Origin of the sequence: Tabrizicola sp. BL-A-41-H6 (genome assembly GCF_050632395.1) — a bacterium.
Lineage (GTDB): Bacteria > Pseudomonadota > Alphaproteobacteria > Rhodobacterales > Rhodobacteraceae > JAUYQR01.
Genome location: NZ_CP192600.1, coordinates 1,233,587 through 1,250,254, shown reverse-complemented (window position 1 = coordinate 1,250,254; position 16,668 = coordinate 1,233,587). Strand labels below are relative to the sequence as shown.

The 16,668-nt window shown below is 61.3% G+C and carries 15 protein-coding genes and 2 pseudogenes; 4 read left to right on the top strand and 13 right to left on the bottom strand.

The window, feature by feature from the left end; all coding sequences use genetic code 11:
- Positions 1–9: 9 nt before the first annotated feature.
- The 7 genes from ACROUL_RS06225 to ACROUL_RS06195 are packed head-to-tail and all read right to left on the bottom strand — an operon-like array spanning position 10 to position 6,615.
- A complete protein-coding gene (locus ACROUL_RS06225; RefSeq protein WP_431298649.1) occupies positions 10–1,071 on the bottom strand; it encodes a substrate-binding domain-containing protein in 1,062 nt (353 codons plus the stop codon).
- Positions 1,064–2,095 (bottom strand): ABC transporter permease, encoded by a 1,032-nt coding sequence (locus tag ACROUL_RS06220; RefSeq protein ID WP_431298648.1) that lies wholly within the window; start codon positions 2,093–2,095, stop codon positions 1,064–1,066. The genes ACROUL_RS06225 and ACROUL_RS06220 overlap by 8 nt, the downstream gene beginning before the upstream one ends.
- Before the next feature lie 31 nt (positions 2,096–2,126).
- Positions 2,127–3,107 carry a zinc-dependent alcohol dehydrogenase gene (locus ACROUL_RS06215; protein ID WP_431298647.1) on the bottom strand — a complete coding sequence of 327 codons (981 nt, stop codon included), beginning with the start codon at positions 3,105–3,107 and terminating at the stop codon, positions 2,127–2,129.
- Between the two features lie 38 nt (positions 3,108–3,145).
- Complete coding sequence (locus ACROUL_RS06210; protein ID WP_431298646.1) at positions 3,146–4,150, bottom strand: Gfo/Idh/MocA family protein; 1,005 nt, start codon at positions 4,148–4,150, stop codon at positions 3,146–3,148.
- Entirely contained in the window at positions 4,150–4,434 is a 285-nt protein-coding gene (locus tag ACROUL_RS06205) for a YciI family protein (protein ID WP_431298645.1), read from the bottom strand. The genes ACROUL_RS06210 and ACROUL_RS06205 overlap by 1 nt, the downstream gene beginning before the upstream one ends.
- Before the next feature lie 10 nt (positions 4,435–4,444).
- A complete protein-coding gene (locus tag ACROUL_RS06200; protein WP_431298644.1) occupies positions 4,445–5,515 on the bottom strand; it encodes an SDR family oxidoreductase in 1,071 nt (356 codons plus the stop codon).
- Between the two features lie 32 nt (positions 5,516–5,547).
- Positions 5,548–6,615 carry a 2,3-butanediol dehydrogenase gene (locus ACROUL_RS06195; RefSeq protein ID WP_431298643.1) on the bottom strand — a complete coding sequence of 356 codons (1,068 nt, stop codon included), beginning with the start codon at positions 6,613–6,615 and terminating at the stop codon, positions 5,548–5,550.
- Between the two features lie 275 nt (positions 6,616–6,890).
- Between ACROUL_RS06195 and ACROUL_RS06190 the strand changes: the two genes are divergently transcribed.
- Entirely contained in the window at positions 6,891–7,811 is a 921-nt protein-coding gene (locus ACROUL_RS06190) for an NAD(P)-dependent oxidoreductase (protein ID WP_431298642.1), read from the top strand.
- A gap of 22 nt (positions 7,812–7,833) precedes the next feature.
- A complete protein-coding gene (locus ACROUL_RS06185) occupies positions 7,834–9,552 on the top strand; it encodes an ABC transporter substrate-binding protein (RefSeq protein ID WP_431301255.1) in 1,719 nt (572 codons plus the stop codon).
- A 164-nt stretch (positions 9,553–9,716) separates the two neighbouring features.
- On the opposite strand, the pseudogene ACROUL_RS06180 reads toward ACROUL_RS06185, so the two are convergent.
- The 3 genes and pseudogenes from ACROUL_RS06180 to ACROUL_RS06170 all read right to left on the bottom strand — a co-directional run bounded on the left by ACROUL_RS06180 (position 9,717) and on the right by ACROUL_RS06170 (position 11,673).
- Positions 9,717–10,942: pseudogene (locus ACROUL_RS06180) on the bottom strand (IS3 family transposase).
- Positions 10,943–10,993: 51 nt separating this feature from the next.
- Positions 10,994–11,245, bottom strand: coding sequence for a hypothetical protein (locus ACROUL_RS06175; protein ID WP_431298641.1), 252 nt, complete (start codon positions 11,243–11,245; stop codon positions 10,994–10,996).
- Positions 11,245–11,673, bottom strand: coding sequence for a hypothetical protein (locus tag ACROUL_RS06170; RefSeq protein WP_431298640.1), 429 nt, complete (start codon positions 11,671–11,673; stop codon positions 11,245–11,247). Before ACROUL_RS06170 ends, ACROUL_RS06175 begins: the two co-directional genes overlap by 1 nt.
- A gap of 205 nt (positions 11,674–11,878) precedes the next feature.
- Here ACROUL_RS06170 and ACROUL_RS06165 point away from each other — a divergent pair, with 205 nt between their 5' ends.
- Positions 11,879–12,184, top strand: coding sequence for a DJ-1/PfpI family protein (locus ACROUL_RS06165; RefSeq protein ID WP_431301254.1), 306 nt, complete (start codon positions 11,879–11,881; stop codon positions 12,182–12,184).
- A complete protein-coding gene (locus tag ACROUL_RS06160) occupies positions 12,174–12,626 on the top strand; it encodes a helix-turn-helix domain-containing protein (RefSeq protein WP_431298639.1) in 453 nt (150 codons plus the stop codon). Before ACROUL_RS06165 ends, ACROUL_RS06160 begins: the two co-directional genes overlap by 11 nt.
- A 384-nt stretch (positions 12,627–13,010) precedes the next feature.
- Here the strand turns inward: ACROUL_RS06160 and ACROUL_RS06155 are convergent.
- From ACROUL_RS06155 to ACROUL_RS06145, 3 genes and pseudogenes are all read right to left on the bottom strand, one after another.
- Positions 13,011–14,078, bottom strand: a pseudogene (locus tag ACROUL_RS06155) (IS110 family transposase).
- A 171-nt stretch (positions 14,079–14,249) separates the two neighbouring features.
- Positions 14,250–15,335: an ABC transporter ATP-binding protein gene (locus ACROUL_RS06150; RefSeq protein WP_431298638.1), complete on the bottom strand. Its 1,086-nt coding sequence runs from the start codon at positions 15,333–15,335 to the stop codon at positions 14,250–14,252.
- 10 nt (positions 15,336–15,345) lie between these two features.
- Positions 15,346–16,662 carry an alpha-glucosidase/alpha-galactosidase gene (locus tag ACROUL_RS06145; protein WP_431298637.1) on the bottom strand — a complete coding sequence of 439 codons (1,317 nt, stop codon included), beginning with the start codon at positions 16,660–16,662 and terminating at the stop codon, positions 15,346–15,348.
- Positions 16,663–16,668: the final 6 nt, after the last annotated feature.

Genomic DNA, 16,668 nt, shown 5'->3' with positions numbered 1-16,668 from the left:
GCGACCAGATTACTGGCCGACAGCTTTCGCCTGCGCGTCATCCGCCATTTCCGCCGACAGGTAGATCGAGCCGGGCAGATCGGGGCGGCAGGTCACCGGGTTCGGCGTACCTGAGACCGAGTTTTCATAGACCGGCGCCTTGAAGATCTCGTCGGTGGGCGGCGTGCCCCCGGTGGCCAAGGCGACAGCCCACTGCACTGCCAGGCGGACGTTGTCGTTGCCGGTGGCAACGGTGAACAGTTTGAAGTCCGGGTTGGCGTCCTTGTTCTCTTCGTAGAAGCACGAAAGCGAGTTGCCGTCAGAGGTGGCCAGCGCCGGGATCGACCGGCCGAACTCCTTGAAAACCGGCAGCGCGCCCACCAGCGACGGGCCGAAGTCCGACACGATCACGTCTATCTTGTCGTTCTTGGCGATCTCGGCCGACAGAACCTGCTGGGTCAGCGACGGGTCCCAGTTGGTGACGGCGAAGGGCTCGGGGTTGATGAAGACATACTTGTCATCCAGCACCGACTTCATCCCGGCGAGTTCGTCCGTGCCCTGGCTGTTGCCGGCCGGGCCGCTGAGAAACAGGACATTGCCGCCTTCGGGCAGCACTTCCTTGATCCAGTTCCCCCAGCTGACGCCATCCTCGACAAAGGACGAACCGATGAATTTGGCGTAGTTTTCGCCTTCAACGCCACCTACGTTCACACGGTAAGGCACGACGATGGTGCCTGCGCGGTGCGCGTTGGTCAGGGCCGGCAGAACAGCCGGGCCTGCGTCGCCAAACACGACCATCGCCTTGATCCCGCGCGCGGCCATTGAGTTGATGTCCGAAATGGCCTTCTGGGTGTCGCCCTGACCGTCGGCATATTCATACTGGGTGATGCTGGGGCACTTTGCGGCCTCTTCCGCGCCCGATGCCGTGGTGACCAGACGCCAGCTGTTGCCGCCAAAGCCATCCAGCAGCGCCAGCGACGCCTCGTTCGGCCCGCACCAGGACGGGGTTTCCGCCAGTGCTGTGGTGGCAGCAAACCCCATGGTCAGTGTCGCCACCGCACAGGCGGCAGTCATCGTCTTTGCCTTAAACATTGTCCGTTTCCTCCATTTTGGACTTTAGTGCACGTTTGGTTGCTGACTGTTTCCAGCGCAGCGAATAGACGCCGATCCCGAACACCAGTGCCAAGGCCTGGATGATCGTCTGGGCCGAGAAGGGCACGCCGACCGCCAGCGCGAACTGGCTGAGCTGGTTCAGAAAGAACGCGGCGATCAAGGTCGAGACGGGAAACCCGCGCCCGCCCAGAAGGGAAGTTCCCGCCAGCACTACCACTGCCACCGATGGCAGAAGCAGGCTGTCGCCCTGAAAGGCGGTTGGTTCCCGGGTGATCCCCGAAATCAGGATGCCCGCCACGCAGTAATGAAGCTGGGCAAAGACGTAGGCCATCGCTTGGTACAGCTGCACCTTCAGGCCAGCCGCATGGGCAGCAGCCGGGTTGGCACCAATCGCCTCGAACCGCCGCCCGATGATGGTCTTCTTCAGCACGAAACTGACGATCAGCATGATTGCCAGCGCGAAAAGGACCGAGTTCGGGATACCCAGAGTCTTGCCGCCCGCGATCTGCGCCATCAAGGGTGTGGTGATCCGCGGCACGCCACCCGATACCGCAAAAACCGCACCGTAAAGCAGCGCATTCATCCCGATGGTCGCAACGATCGCATTCAGGCGCAGCACCCCTACAAGGATGCCGTTCACCACCCCTGCGACCACCGCACAGGCCAGGGCAAAGGCGATGGACGTAAACAGCTGGGCATCACTGCCGCCCGACATGTGCGTGGTGATCACCACCGCCAGCGATACACCTCCCGCAAGCGACAGGTCGAACCCGCCCTGCTGCACGACCAGCATCTGCCCAAGGCCCACAATCGCGATGATCGCGGCAAACGGCAGGCTGCCCGCAAGACCGCCCGCCGAAATGGCAGACGGCGCGAAGATTGCGCAGACCACGATCAGCGCGAGTGTCGAGATCACGACCGTCACGAAACCGCGCGCGGGTTTCAGGGATCGCAGATCAAACGCAAGGCCATCCTGCCCCGCTGTCTGTTGGTAGTTTGCCATGATCCCTCCCCCCCGTTTGCGCGCCAAGGCGTCAGGCGATTTCCAGCGTGATCTTCACTGCCTTGGTCGGGTCTTTGCCGAGGTCAAAGGCCGTGATCGCATCGTCCAGCCCAAAGCTGTGGGTCTGGATCGGCGACAGGTCGATCCCCGTCCGCTCCAGAAACCGGATCGCCGCAGGCCAGACACCGGGCGACCCGATGCATCCACGCACCGTCAGATCCTTGATCTGGATCTTGCCCAGTTCGACCGGGATCGTCTGGCCGATGCTGATCCCCACCATCGACACGAACCCCTCGGGCCGGGCATAGTCGAACACATTGGCCAAGGACGACGGATGTCCCGCCGCCTCGATCACCAGATCGGCGCCGCCCTTGGTCATCTCGGTCACCGCCTCGACCGGGTTGCCGGCAGACGGGTCAACCGTGCCCACCGCGCCCAGCTTCATCGCGATCTCGCGCCGCAGCGGCACAGGATCTACCACGATCACCTGCGCCCCCATCCCGATGGCCGCCGCCGCCGACACCAAACCAATGGTCCCGCCGCCCGAAACGACTACGGTTTGCGACGCATCCACCCCGCCATGCCGCAGCACGGCATAGTAGCCGCAAGTAAAGGGCTCGATCAGCGCTCCCTTCGCGTCATCCACCCCATCGGGCAACTTGTGCAGCCATTCGGGCCGCGCCGCAAAGAACTCGCGGTTGGCACCGTCCATCGAAAAGCCGAAATGGTGGATGCGTTCGGGTGTGCGGATCACGCATTCCCCCACCACACGGTCCCCGCGCACCAGCCCTTTGACGTTGCGGCCCACCTCGACAATCTCGCCTACCCATTCATGGCCGGGGGTCACGGGGTAAGAAATCGGGATTATGTAGTTGCCAGACAGAAGTTCGTAATCTGAATGGCAGATGCCCACCCGGCGTGACCGGACCATCACCTCGTTTTCGCCGATGCTTGGCATCTGGATATCGGTGACGACGGGCTTGTTCGGTTGATCGAAAATCAGCGCTTTCATCTCGGGTCTCCCAGTGTGTGTCGGGCAGGGTGCAGGATTCAGGCCACGGTTTCGATGCGGCCGCTCTTGGCCGAAGCGAAAACTGCCTCAAGCAGGGCAATATTGTTGACCAGGTGGTCGGCGGTTATCGGGTAGGTCCCGCCACGCACCGCACGGGCAAAGGCGACCAGATTGTCCTTCACCGGCTCTGCCTTGCCGATTTCGCGGGTGAGGATCGGCCCGCCCGCCATGGCAGACGTGACGATCCAGCCATCCGGGGCCTCGACATGGGCCTTGTCGCGAATGTCGACCCAACCTTTCGATCCGAACACCGCAAAACGCGAGATGAACGGGTTGGCGAGCGAGGCTGAAACGTAGGAGGTGCCGCCGCCCTTGAACTTCACGAAGGCCGCCACCGTATCGCCCTGCGGCAGGTCTGACGACAACTGCTCGCAGATGCACAGCACGCTTTCCGCCGCTCCAAGCAACCGCACCGACAGGTCCAGAAGGTGAATGCCCGTCGCCGTCATCCCACCCGCCGGGGCCTGATCGGCCTTCAACCGCCAATTGTCGCGGGCGAGCGTAAGGAACTTGTCATGGCTGAAGTTGGCCTCGATCTGGTGGATGCGGCCAAGCGTTCCCGCATCTGCCATCGCCAGCATTTCCGCCACCGGAGGTTCAAACCGGCGTTCGTGCCCCATGCCCAGCACAATGCCCGCGTCGCGGCAAAGGGCGACCGAGCGTTCCGCCTCGGCCTTGGTCAGCGCCAGCGGCTTTTCGCAAAAGATATGCTTGCCCGCCGCAACCGCCGCTGCGATCTGATCGGTGTGCAGCGAATGGGGCGTGGCCAGAACCACCGCCTCGACCTCTGGATCGTTCAGCGCATCGGCATAGTCCGCCGAAAGCGCAATGCCTTTGTCGGCGCAAAGCTGGCGCACGGTGTCCACGTTCGGCTCTACCGCGCGCACCACCTTGATGTCGTCCGGTGCGGATTGCAGGACCGAAAGCATCTTCTGGCCCCACCAGCCCATGCCGACCAGTGCGATATTCACAGGACGTGCCATCAGCGGTTGTCCACGCGCTTGGAGAACGGACGGATCGACACGGTTTTCCAAAGGCCAACCTTGGCAAAGGGGTCATTCCTGTTGAACGCCTCGACCTCGGCAAGGCTGTCCGCCTCCAGCACAAAACAGCTTCCGATCATCGTCTGCTCGTCATCGGCCAGAAGCGGGCCGGAGATCACGGTTTTCACCGTTGCGGCAGCCAGATAGGCCTTGTGCGCATCATAATTCGCAAGCCGTTTTTCAACGGCGCCCTCATGGTCTAGGCAGTGAACGACATAGTGCATGGGTGACTCCTCAAGCCGGGATGATGCGGCGCGCGCGCAGCTCATCGAACACGTCGGTGAAGCTGCTGCGGGTCGACTGATAGGCGTCGAAACCCAGCGTCCGGCTGTTGGTCATGTCGGTGAAACATTCCAGCGTGCGGCCAAGGTCGGCATCGCTGTGCCACCACGAGGCGAGCTTCGACACCGGAATGTCCTGCAAACCATGCTTCGCCACGATCTCGGACCAGACGGTTTGCGCGTCGGCCATCTGACCTTCCAGCGGCGTCGGCTGGCCCGGATAGGGCGCGGCTTCGATGCCGAAATAGTCGGCAATCTGCCGCCACAGCCACGTCCAGCGGAACACGTCGCCGTTCGAGGTGTTGAAAGGCATGTTTGCAGCCGCAGGCGTCGTGGCGGCCCACAGCAACTGCTTGGCCAAAATGCGCGCATCGGTCACATCGGTGACGGCGTTCAGTTGCTCCGGCGATCCCGGATAGACGAACGGCCGCCCGGTGTGCTTGCAAATGCTGGCATAGACCGCCAGCGTTACCGCCATGTTCATCGCATTGCCGATCACAAAGCCGATCATTGTGTGCGGGCGATGCACCGACCAGGTGAACCCGCGCTTTTCGGCCATCTCGAACAGCACATCTTCCTGCGCGTAATAGAAGTTCAGGCCCGGCAGACGCGGGCTGCTTTCCAGGAACGGGGTGTAGGGCTTTACCTTCGCATAGTCGTCGAACGACCCGAGGTAGTGCTTCAGCCCGGTGACCAGCGCCGCGTGCCGGATCGGCGCGCCGGCCAGCCCGTCAAACAGGTTGCGGATCATCATGGCATTTACGCGGACATTCTCCGCCTCGTTCGCCTGCCGGGACCAGGTGCAAAAGAACACATGCGTCACGTCAGCCGCCGCCTGCAGCGCAGCCGCACTTGCCGCCGCATCTTGCAGATCAGCCGCGATATGCCGGTCAGAGAACTCAAGATCTGCCGCACCGCGCGACAGCGTCACAACCGTCCAGCCCTGTTCCTTCAACAGCTTTCCGGTGTAGCTGCCGGACAGTCCCGTGGCACCGACGATAAGAGCGACGTTGTTTTCAGTCATTATTGTTGTCTTTCTGTTTGTTGGTCGAATGGTCAGGTCGTGACCAAAATCTTCAGATGCTCGCCTGCGGGGTCGAGCAGCGCCTCAAACCCTTTGGCAACCACGTCGCGCGCGTCGATGCGGGCGGTGATCACCTTTTCCACCGGGAAAGTGCCTGCCGCGATCATACGGGCAATGCGTGGCCAGATCTGCGTCGGGTAGCACCAGGTCGCCTCGACCGTGATGTCCTTCAAGGCCCATAGCATTGCATCAATACTGGCAGGCTTCATGTGCAACCCCACCTGCACGACCTTGCCCTGCCGCCGCACCGCCTGCACGCAGGCATTCAGCGACGCTTCCAGCCCGACACATTCCAGCGCCACATCAACGCCCACGCCTTCCTCGGTCAGGTCGCCCACGATCTGCGACAGCGTGCCATCGCGCGGGTCAACGACATGCGCGTAAGGCGCAATCTCGGCAATGATGCGCCGCCGGTTCGGGTTCGGTTCGGACACGATGATCGTCGACGCACCCGCCGCCTTGGCCGCAAGGATGGTCAGCGCCCCGATCGGCCCAGCACCCGAGACTAACACCGTCGATCCCGCCGTGATCCCACCGCGATCCACCCCGTACAGCGCCACCGCAGCAGGCTCGATCATCGCAGCCTGATCGTCGGTGATGCCGTCTGGCACCGGCTGGGCGTTGTAATCCTTGACCACGGCCTTCTCGGCCATCCCGCCCCAAGCCCAGCTCAGGCCCACGCAGCCCATCTTCGGCGATAGATGATAAAGGCCACGCTTGCCGTAATAGTCGTTGCGCGGTGACAACAGCGGCTGGATCGAGATGCGGTCCCCCGCCTTCACATGGCTGACCGCGCCCCCAACCGACAGAACACGTGCGGAAAACTCATGCCCCAGGATCTGCGGATTGCTGGCCCCGGTAAACACATGCGGTTCTTTCGGCGTCACGATCGGCCCCGCAATGTATTCGTGCAGGTCGGTGCCGCAGATGCCAGCGACGGCAGGGGCGATCAGCACATCATCAGGCGCAAGCTGCCCCGACGGCTCTGCGACGTCCTCCACCCTGATGTCCTTGGCCCCGTGGAACCGAACTGCTCTCATCCTGTCGTCCTCCCTCAGACCCGTGGTCCCCGCCACGGCACCGTCATTTCCGCCGCAGGTCAGCCGAACAGCAGCGAGCAAGAAACACCTTTACTCCGCAACCCAATGCGGGCAGCCCACTTGCAACGACCGTGCCGACGACTCACCCCCGCTTCGATCGCTACCAAATCCCCACCCACCGGTCTGATGAAATTTAGCCGATCCGAATAAATTACCCCAACCACCACCGCTCCGGCGATTTACAGTCGGTGGCGGAGCGAGGGGTGGAATTCGGCATGCAAGCGAACTCGGCACAAACAACGCGCGCGCAATCGGGTGGTCGGGGAATCGGTTGGATCGGAGCTGGCAAGATGGGCGCGCCGATGATCCGCAACCTTCTGGCAGCAGGACTCACGGTTGCCGTCACTGAACCTGACACACAGGCCGTCTCCGGCCTCGAACGCGCCGGTGCGGTCAACGCAAGCACGCTTGATCTGCACAGCCAGAATGGCATCGTCTTCTCCACTCTGCCCAACGACAAGGTGCTGCGCGAGGTCGTGCTTGGCGCACCCGGCACAACAGGTCTCGTCCATCACATGACGCGCGGCTCGATCTTCGTCGAGATGAGCACCGTATCGCCCGAGTGTTCGGCCGAAATCGCCACTGCGCTCAACGATTGCGGGATCGCCTATCTACGGGCACCCCTTTCCGGCAGCACCGCCCTTGCAGAAAAAGCCGCCCTTACGGTGCTTGCCTCGGGCGATGAACAGGCTTGGGGGAACGTCCTGCCGACCATCCGGTTGCTGTCGGCACGGCAATTCTACCTTGGTGCGGGCGAAGAGGCCCGTTACATGAAATTGGTGATCAACACCCTTGTGGGCGCCAGTTCCGCCATTCTGGCCGAGGCAGTGGCCTTGGGTGAAAGCGGCGGGCTTTCTCGTTCCAGCATGATGGAGGTGATCTGCGAAAGCGCCGTCGCGTCCCCCCTTTTCAAATACAAGGCCGACGCGGTGGTCAGAGCAGATTACAGCCCGGCGTTCACGATCGAACAGATGATCAAGGATTTCAGCCTGATCAGCGATGCAGGACGCGCGAATGGCGTGCCGCTTTTGACGGCCGGGCTGATCCTTGAACTCTATCGTGCCGCCGCCAATTCAGGGTTGCGCAATCAGGATTTCTTCGCTTTGGTGAAATGGCAGGCCGACATCTCGGCCTAGCAGGGTTTCGTCCGTGCAACAGATGACCACGTCCAGCGCCCCCGTTTCCGAGCTCACCAGCCACGAGCTTTCGCGCATCGTCGATTTCCTGCGCAAGCTGCGCGCACCCTTCGACGTCGGCGTGCCGGGGGCGACGAAGGATGTGTTCTGGAACATCGTGCTGGAACTGGTCGATGCCCACCTGCACCGCCGACCGATCGACAAATCCGGTCTGGTGACGCTGGCAGGCGTGCCCTACAGCACCGGGAACCGGATGATTACCAAGATGATCGCCGACGATCAGATCCGTCAGGTGCCGCGTGGGGGCGGTCTCAAGACCCACTTTCTTGAACCGACCGATGCCTTGCTGCACAGCTTCATGGACTATGCCACCCATGTAAAAGGCCACCTCGCCAAGACCTTCGGGCTGCGCAAGGGGACGGAGGCGAACGAATACTACTTCGGCGGCAGCTACTTTGCCGCACAGATCATCTCTCCCGTCCGGGGCGACGATATTGCCGTCAAGGTGCCGGGCGACATCCGGTTCCTTCTGAACGACGACAACTACTTTTCCGCAATGCGAAACATGTGGTCTGATTTCAGGAACGACCTCAGCCGCAAAAGCAGCTTTCAGCTGCACCGGCTACCCGACCTCTACACAAATGCCCACAAGGCATTTGCAGCACCAATACCGGACCATGACGTCGTGGCCCTCAACATGCCCTGGCTTGGCGAATTCGCCGAAAAAGGCTGCCTGGCCCCCTTGGATGAACTGCTGAACGACGCTGCGATCAATCCGCTGGATTTCCATCCTTCGGTCTGGGGCACCGGAAACTGGAAGGGTACCCAGTACGGAATCCCGCTTTATTGCACGATCGAAATCCTGGCCGCCCGCCGCGACCTCTTTGAAGATCGCAGCCTGACCTATCCCCGCACTTTCGATGAAACCATCGCCGCCGCCCGCGCCCTGCACCGCCCGGCGAACGAATTCTACGGTATTGCCTGGAACGGCCAGCGCGGGATGCCCATCGCCAATTCCTTCATGTTCTTTCTGGCCGCCTGCCAGAAGACCATCATCGACATCCCGATGCACAATCGGGAAAGCTGGACCTTCGACCGCTTCGAAAAACTTAAGCTGCAGATCAACACTGACGATTCGCTCGATGTCATTGAATACATGAAGCAACTGGCCGAGGTTTCGCCGCCTGACATCGCCAAGGTGGATTGGGAACGCGGGCTGAGCTACTTCATGTATGGCCAGGTCGGGCTGGCCTATTGCTGGACGATGCGTGCCGCGCGCTTCGAACACGAACTCAGCTCGCAAGTGGCGCGCCGCGTCGCATATCTTCCGCCACCGTCCCGAAGGATGCATCAGGTCGCAGCACCCGTCGGGGGTTTCCTCATGACCATTCCCGCCCGTGTTCCACCGGCCCGGCAGCGCCAGATCATGAACGCACTTGCCTGGATGGTTTCACCCGAGGCAATGAAGGCGCATGTTAAGAACGGATTTCCCGTGGCGCCGCGCTTTTCGGTCTGCGCAGACCCCGAAGCGCTGGCCTCGTCGCCAATTGTCAGCATGGTCGATCAACTTGCCCGCAGGAACCAACTCGTCACCTGGGCCCGGCCGCCGATCAAGGAATTCAGCTACATCGAGACGGTCTTGGGAACGGAAATTCACGACGCTGTCTTCAACGGAAAACAACCTCGGCAGGCCCTGCGCGACGCCGAAAATCGTATCTATGGCGAACTGTATCATAAGTGACCGCCTGCGAACGATTGATGCGTTCAGGGCATCAAGCGAACTGAGCGGATGTCTGAACGATACCTGGTCAAGTGGACGCAGTTTTGCGCCCGAAACTGAATTAAATCCTGGCCAAAGCAAGATCTTGAGCTGGCCTGCCCCGATCGAGTGGTCCGGTTACAGTCTTAGTGCATGACGGGTCTTGGCGCTACAGCCGGGGTGGCCGGCGGAGCGGCTCCGGATGGCGAAGCCGGCCATTGGATGACCTCGGGAGCTGGCGGGCGATACCCCAGTGATGAGTGCGGGCGCTTTGTGTTGTAGTGGCGGCGCCAGCTTTCGATGATGATCTTCGCCTCGGCGAGGCTGTGGAAGATCTCCCCGTTGAGCAGCTCGTCCCTGAGTTTCGAGTTGAAGCTCTCGCAGATGCCGTTCTCCCAAGGGCTGCCAGGCTCGATATAGGCGGTCTTTGCGCCGACGGCGGCGTCCAGTCCCTTACAGCTTTGGCAATGAACTCCGGGCCGTTGTCGGACCGTATGTGATCCGGCACGCCGCGCAGGATGAAGAGATCGGACAAGACGTCGATGACGTCGGTCGATCGGAGCCTCCTGTCGATCCGGATTGCCAGGCACTCCCGGGTGAACTCGTCGATGAGGTTGAGCATGCGGAACTTCCTTCCATCATGAGTTCGGCTTTCAACGAAGTCGTAGGACCAGACGTGGTTCGGACGCTCTGGCCGAAGACGGATGCAGGACCCATCATTCAGCCAGAGCCGGCCCTTCTTCGGTTGTTTTGCAGGCACCTTCAGCCCCTCCCGCCGCCAGATGCGCTCGACCCGCTTCACATTCACCGCCCAGCCCGCCTCGCGTAGAAGAGCCGTGATCCGGCGGTAGCCGTAGCGACCAAACTGGCTGGCGAGCGCGATGATGTCCGCGGTGAGAGCCTCCTCGTCGGCCCGGCCCTGCGGCATCTTCCGCTGTGTCGAGCGATGCTGCCCGAGGACACGACAGGCGAACCGTTCCGAGATCCGGAACTTCTGCCTGACATGTTCGATGCAAGCACGGCGGAGGGCGGGGCTCAGTAGTTTCGCTACGCGGACCTTCGGTTCCCGATGCTGCCTCCCGCAGGATGAGCTTCTCGAGCGTCAGGTCGGAGACCGCCTTCCGAAGTCGCTCCCTCGCCATTGGGCTCGAACCAATGGCGCCTCAATGGCTCGATCCTTCTCGAGCTCCTTCAGCCGCTTCACCTGGTGATTCTTCAGCCCGCCGAACTCCTTGCGCCACCGATAGTAGGTGAACTGCGTCACGCCGATCGAGCGCACGGCTTCGGAAACCGAATGGCCTTGCGACACCAACACGTCGACCTGCCGCAGCTTTGCGACGATCTCCTCCGGCTTGTGCTTCTTCTGGGGCATTCCTGCATCCTCCAAATGGCTCGTAAGCCATACCTCAGGGAGGACCACTTTTCAGGGGGCAGACCAGAATGCCTCCATCCCTTCATCCTCGCTGAACCAGAACCGGGCGACATGGGCCGCGTGATCGGCTAGAAACGCGCCAATGAAGTCGTGGTTGGCGATCATCCTGTGTTCGGAGCGATAAGAGTCGTCGAACGGGAAAGGCAGCCGCCCTGACGCCTCAAGCGCCCGGCCTGCAGCGACAAAAGCCGTGTCCTCGCGCAACGCCAGACGACCGGCATAGGCCGGATCGAACAGGGTCATCAGGCCGACCCCGGCAGGGTCCAGCGGGGCGCTGTCCGTATGGTGCCCAATCCCGGCACCCCCCCCCAGATGTTCGGCGAGCCATAGCGCCTTTCATGAATGACCGTCTGCGCGTCGGCGTGAAAGGTAGGGTCGATCCGGGAAAAGCCAATGCGGTCTTCGTCCAGCGGGGCGATCAGGCTGCTGTCCAGCCAGCTGGCCAGCCTGTCGGTCGTCGGGCAAGCGACATTGAAGGCCTCGGTCCCGGCCACGTGGTGCATCTCGTCCTGATTGCGGACGCTGTGGAATGACACGGCAATGCCGGTGTCGCTGGTAAAGCTTTCAAAGGCGCGCCGCAGCCCCTTGCCATATCCGTCCCACCCCAGAATGCGCCGTATGTTCCAGAAACCCTCCTTTGGACGCCAGCCAAAGACTTGCAGATCACGCATCGCCGGCCATATGCTATTTTGCCAACAAGATGCGGAATCTTGCCAATGTCGCACCGGCCGCGTGCCGTATTGTCGTTCAAAATTGCTTTTCGCTGTTCGGCTACGGCATCGCGCGCGACCTGATCCGCATGGCCCATGACACCGGAAGCGCCGTTCAGGTCGAGGCGGTGACTGCCGCCGCTGCCTCTGGCCTGGTCCAAAGTTCCTGCGGGGCCCAAATCCTCGCCCGGCGGCGGTCTCCCCCAGTCTGCTGAAACATTTCAGATCCTGCCACCAGCACGGCGGCTGGGTGATCGGGTTGGGCACCAGTGTCTTCACGCTTGGTAAGGCGGGCCTGCTTGCGGCGCGACGGGCCACGGCGCATCCGGCGCAACTTTCCGCAGTGCAGACGGCCTTCCCCGACACCGACTTCACGTTGCAGCCCTTCGTGACCGACCAGCGGGTCGTCACCTGCGTCGGTGGCGATGCCGTCACCGATCTGATGCTGGACCTGTTGTCGCATGCCTGTTGATCCGGCCATCGCCCAGAATGTCCGTCGTCATGTCCTGCTAAAACCCGAACGCTCCGAGACGTTCATTGCCTCTATCGGGTTGCAGGGGTCGATCGAAGACCTTGACCCGCGGCTTGTCCGCTACATCCAGGTGATCGAGCAGACCCTATCCACCCCCCGCCCGTTGCCCATGGTCTGCGCCGGCATCGCCGTGTCGCCGAGGACCTTGTCGCGACTGACACATGCCGCGTTCAACTGCGCGCCAGGTAAGCTGTCCGCGCGGATCAGGCTGGACCATGCGGCAGGTCTGTTGCGGTCAACATCGCGCCAGCTGTCCGACATCAGCGACGCCAGTGGCTACAGAAGCACGGCGCACTTCTCGGACGCGTTCTACCAGCGGTTAAGGATCAGGCCCGGAAGATACCGAGCGACGCACAAAGCAGTATCAGACCGAGAAATTTGACCAACACATTCGCCCCCAGTCGAGACAACTTCGGGACGATGTGCTGCACAATTGACCAGCAACTGCTCAACTCACGAGGTCTGGCGTCGTTTCAAGCATTTCGAGTGACCGCTTTTGGCCGTAACCGCCCTGACTTATGCTTTGGGCGGAATGTATGTGCCGACTGCTGTTCGCAAGAGCTTTTGGCGTGGTTGCAGATATCGCTGATATGTATCCGGTCTGCGTTTCGGCGCACGGGCCGTGACCTTGTTGGATATACGCACGCACATTGATCTCATTAGCGGACAGGCTGACGATGAGCCATTTCCGCCCTCAGATTCCCGGTGCGTAATTCATCCGTCCCATGCTTTGCTCCCTCGCGAACCTCTGTGCGATTGCCTGGCGTCAGATCGCTTCGGCAACCGTATCTCTTGGGGCATCGAAGCCCCGTCCATAGCGTAGGACCGCCCAGGCGATGCGGACCAGTTTGTTGGCCAGAGCCACAGCCAACTTGTTCCTATGCATGCGCTGGTCGGCTTCGGCCAGCCACGCCCCAAAGCTCAATTCTGGCCATTTCTTCGGACGCATCAGGATGATCTTGGCAGCCTGGATGAGGAGTGTTCGCAGATATCGGCTTCCCCGTTTCGAGATCCGGCCAAGCGTCGTGCGCCCTCCTGTGCTGTATTGTCGGGGCACCAACCCGACCCAGGCCGCCATATCTCTTCCATGATCGAAGGCTTCGCCCTGACCAACCGCAGCGACAAGGGCTGTGGAGATCACCGGGCCCACGCCGTGAATGGTCCTCAACGCCCGGCAGTGGGCCTCGCCTTGCCCGATCTCTGCGATTTCCTGGGAGATCGCTTCGATCCGGGTATCGAGGCGCATCCAGTCGTCATGCATATCAAGGATGATGTCTCTCATCCTCGGTGAGATCTCGTCCCGGCGTTCGTCCAGAAGAGCCAGAAGCGAGTTCTGAACGGCGCGCAGACCCTTCCGGATCGTGATGCCTTGTTCGATCAGAAAGGCTCTGATCTGATTGATGGTTGCCGTGCGGCGAGACACCAGCCGCGACCGGACGCGGTGCAGTGCCTGCAGGTCCAGCTGGTCATGGCTCTTTTCTGACACGGTGCGCAGGTTCGGACGCAACGCTGCTTCTGCGATTGCCTCCGCGTCATTGTAATCGTTCTTCTGGCCCTTGTTGAAAGGCTTCACGTAGATCGCTGGAATAATCCTCGGCTCGAAGCCCATGCCCCGCAGGGTTCGGCTGACAAAATGCGCGCTGAGACACGCTTCCATCCCGACGAAGCACGGTGGGAGCTTATTGAAAGTCGCCTCAAGGGCAAGGCGCTTGATCTTCTGTCGCAGAACCAGTCGGCCATCGGCGCTGAAACCGACGAGGTGGAAAACCTACTTGCCGATGTCGATCCCGATAACACTTGCAGCGACAGAATCCTGTCTGATCTTGGAAGTCATGGTGCTTCTCCTTCTGGGCAGTGGAAGCCTTGAAGGCTACCACCGCCGATGAAGCAGTCGGCACATTTCATTAGCGGTCGTTCAAGGACGGCATGCCGAACGCTTTTGCTTCGATCAAAAAGGTCGGCAGGTGCTTGCGAAGAAAACCGCGAAACCGCAACTTGGCTGGCGTCACCGCAATCTGTCGCCGTTGAGATTGAAAAGCAGAGCTTTAGCTGCATCGAATGTCACGCGGATCTTGTGGCCGGACCCTATTCTGGTTTCAGAACTGTCATGCAAGACTACGGTCACCGCAACGCCAGAGAGGCTCTGCGCGTGGATCACCTGTTCTGAACCAAGGTTCTCGATCGCTCGCACGAAAAGCTCGACTTCTCCGTCGTCGGCCAAGGTGAACCAGTCTGGACGAATACCGATTTCCACCTGAGCCGCCTGGCTAGCCGCCGTTTTGGCGACGGGTATGTCGAAAGGTTGCTCGGCGTCCTTCAGTTCAACCACAACCCCGTCAGGACGACGGTCAATGATCTTGCCGGGCAGGAAATTCATCCGTGGATTGCCCAAAAATCCTGCGACAAAACTGTTGTCGGGATCGTTGTAAAGATCGAGCGGCCTTCCCTGCTGTTCGATCCGCCCTGCCCGCAGAAGGACCAGCCGGTCGGCCAAAGTCATGGCTTCGACCTGATCATGGGTCACATAGATCATCGTTGCACCAAGGTGGCGGTGCAGCTTGGCGATCTCGACACGCATCGACACGCGCAACTCGGCGTCGAGGTTTGACAAGGGCTCGTCGAAGAGAAAAAGGCTAGGCTGGCGCAGGATAGCCCGCCCGATAGCAACGCGCTGCCGCTGACCGCCCGACAGCGCGCGCGGCTTGCGGTCAAGCAGAGCCGAAAGCTCTAGTATTTCGGCCACCTCATCCACGGCGGCGCGGATCTCGGCCTTGGGCTTGCGGGCGATCCGCAGCGAATAGCCCATGTTCTCGGCCACTGTCAGGTGGGGGTAAAGCGCGTAGGATTGAAACACCATCGCCACCCCGCGGTCGGCGGGGTCGACACGTGTCATGTCCCGCCCGCCGATGTCGATAGTGCCTGAACTCGTCTCTTCCAGCCCCGCGATCATCCGCAAGAGGGTGGATTTGCCGCAGCCCGACGGGCCGACGAACACACAAAACTCACCGGGCTCGACGGTCAGGTTCACACCTTGGATCACAGAGGTGTCGCCGAAGCGCTTGGAGATGTCCTTCAGGTCGAGTCCGGTCATGTCCCTTGTCTCATGCTGCGCGCAAGGATTGCGGGATGAAAGCCCCATGCGCGTCGAGCAGGCGTTCGACCAGTTCGGCGATCTGCTGAGTGTCAAGCTCGGCCGCCGTATGGGGATCAAGCAGCGCGGCATGCAGAACATGGTCGCGCCGTCCGGTAAGAACGGCTTCGACCGTCAGCTTTTGCACATTGATCTGGGTCTGCATCAGGCAGGCCAGTTGCAGCGGAATGTCGCCCACCACGGTCGGCTGCACGCCTTGGCGGTCTACCAGACAGGGCACCTCGACACAGGCATCTGCCGGCAAGTTGGTGATAGAGCCGTTGTTGGGCATGTTGCCGTAGATCACGCGCGGGGTGCCCGTCACGATGGAATGGATGATCTCCGACCCGTATTCCGGCGACCGGCGCACCTCCAGCGGCTTGGAGGTGTCTTTAAGGTCTGCCGACATGGTTGCCCAATCAACGATCTGGCTTTCGCAGCGGCGCGGGTATTCATCCAGCGGGATGTTGAATTTCTGGATCAGGTCGGGGCGGTGGCTCTTGATGTACCACGGCACATATTCAGCGAAATGCTCAGAACTTTCGGTGACGAAATAGCCGAAACGCTTGAAGACGTCATAGCGCACGCGGTTGGTGTTGGGGATCCGGTCCTCGTCGATGACCTGACGGATCAGCGGGTAAAGGTCGGTGCCATCGCGGTGGCGGAATTTCAGGTAGAAGGCCACGTGGTTCACGCCCGCGACTTGATAGTCGATATCCTCGACCGGCACGCCGATATCGCGCGACAATTCCTCGGCGGTGTGGCGGACGGAATGGCACAGGCCGACGGTCTTGATCTTCGATCCGCGCGCCAGACCCATGCAGTTCATTGCCATTGGGTTGACGTAGTTCAGATGCCAGACATCGGGGCAAAGCCGCTCCATGTCATGCGCCATGTCGAGGAGGACCGGGATCGTGCGCAAGCCGCGCATGATGCCGCCGATGCCCAGCGTATCGGCAATCGTCTGCTCTAGCCCGGCCGATTTGGGCAGGGCGAAATCGGTCGTGGTGCCGGGTTTGTAGCCGCCGACCTGGATCATGTTGATGGCAAAATCGGCACCATCCAGCGCGCGGGCGCGGTCGGTCGTGGCCTCGATCACCGCACTGGTGCCCAAGGCCTGGTTGATCCGGCGGGCGATGATCTCGGATTCGGCAAGCCGCTTGGCGTCGATGTCGAACAGGCTGAAACGTGCCTGCGCCAGCTCGGGATAGCTGAGGATGTCACCGATCAGGTTCTTGGCGAAAACGGTGCTTCCGGCACCGATAAGCGTGATCTTGGGCGCAAACATGGCAGG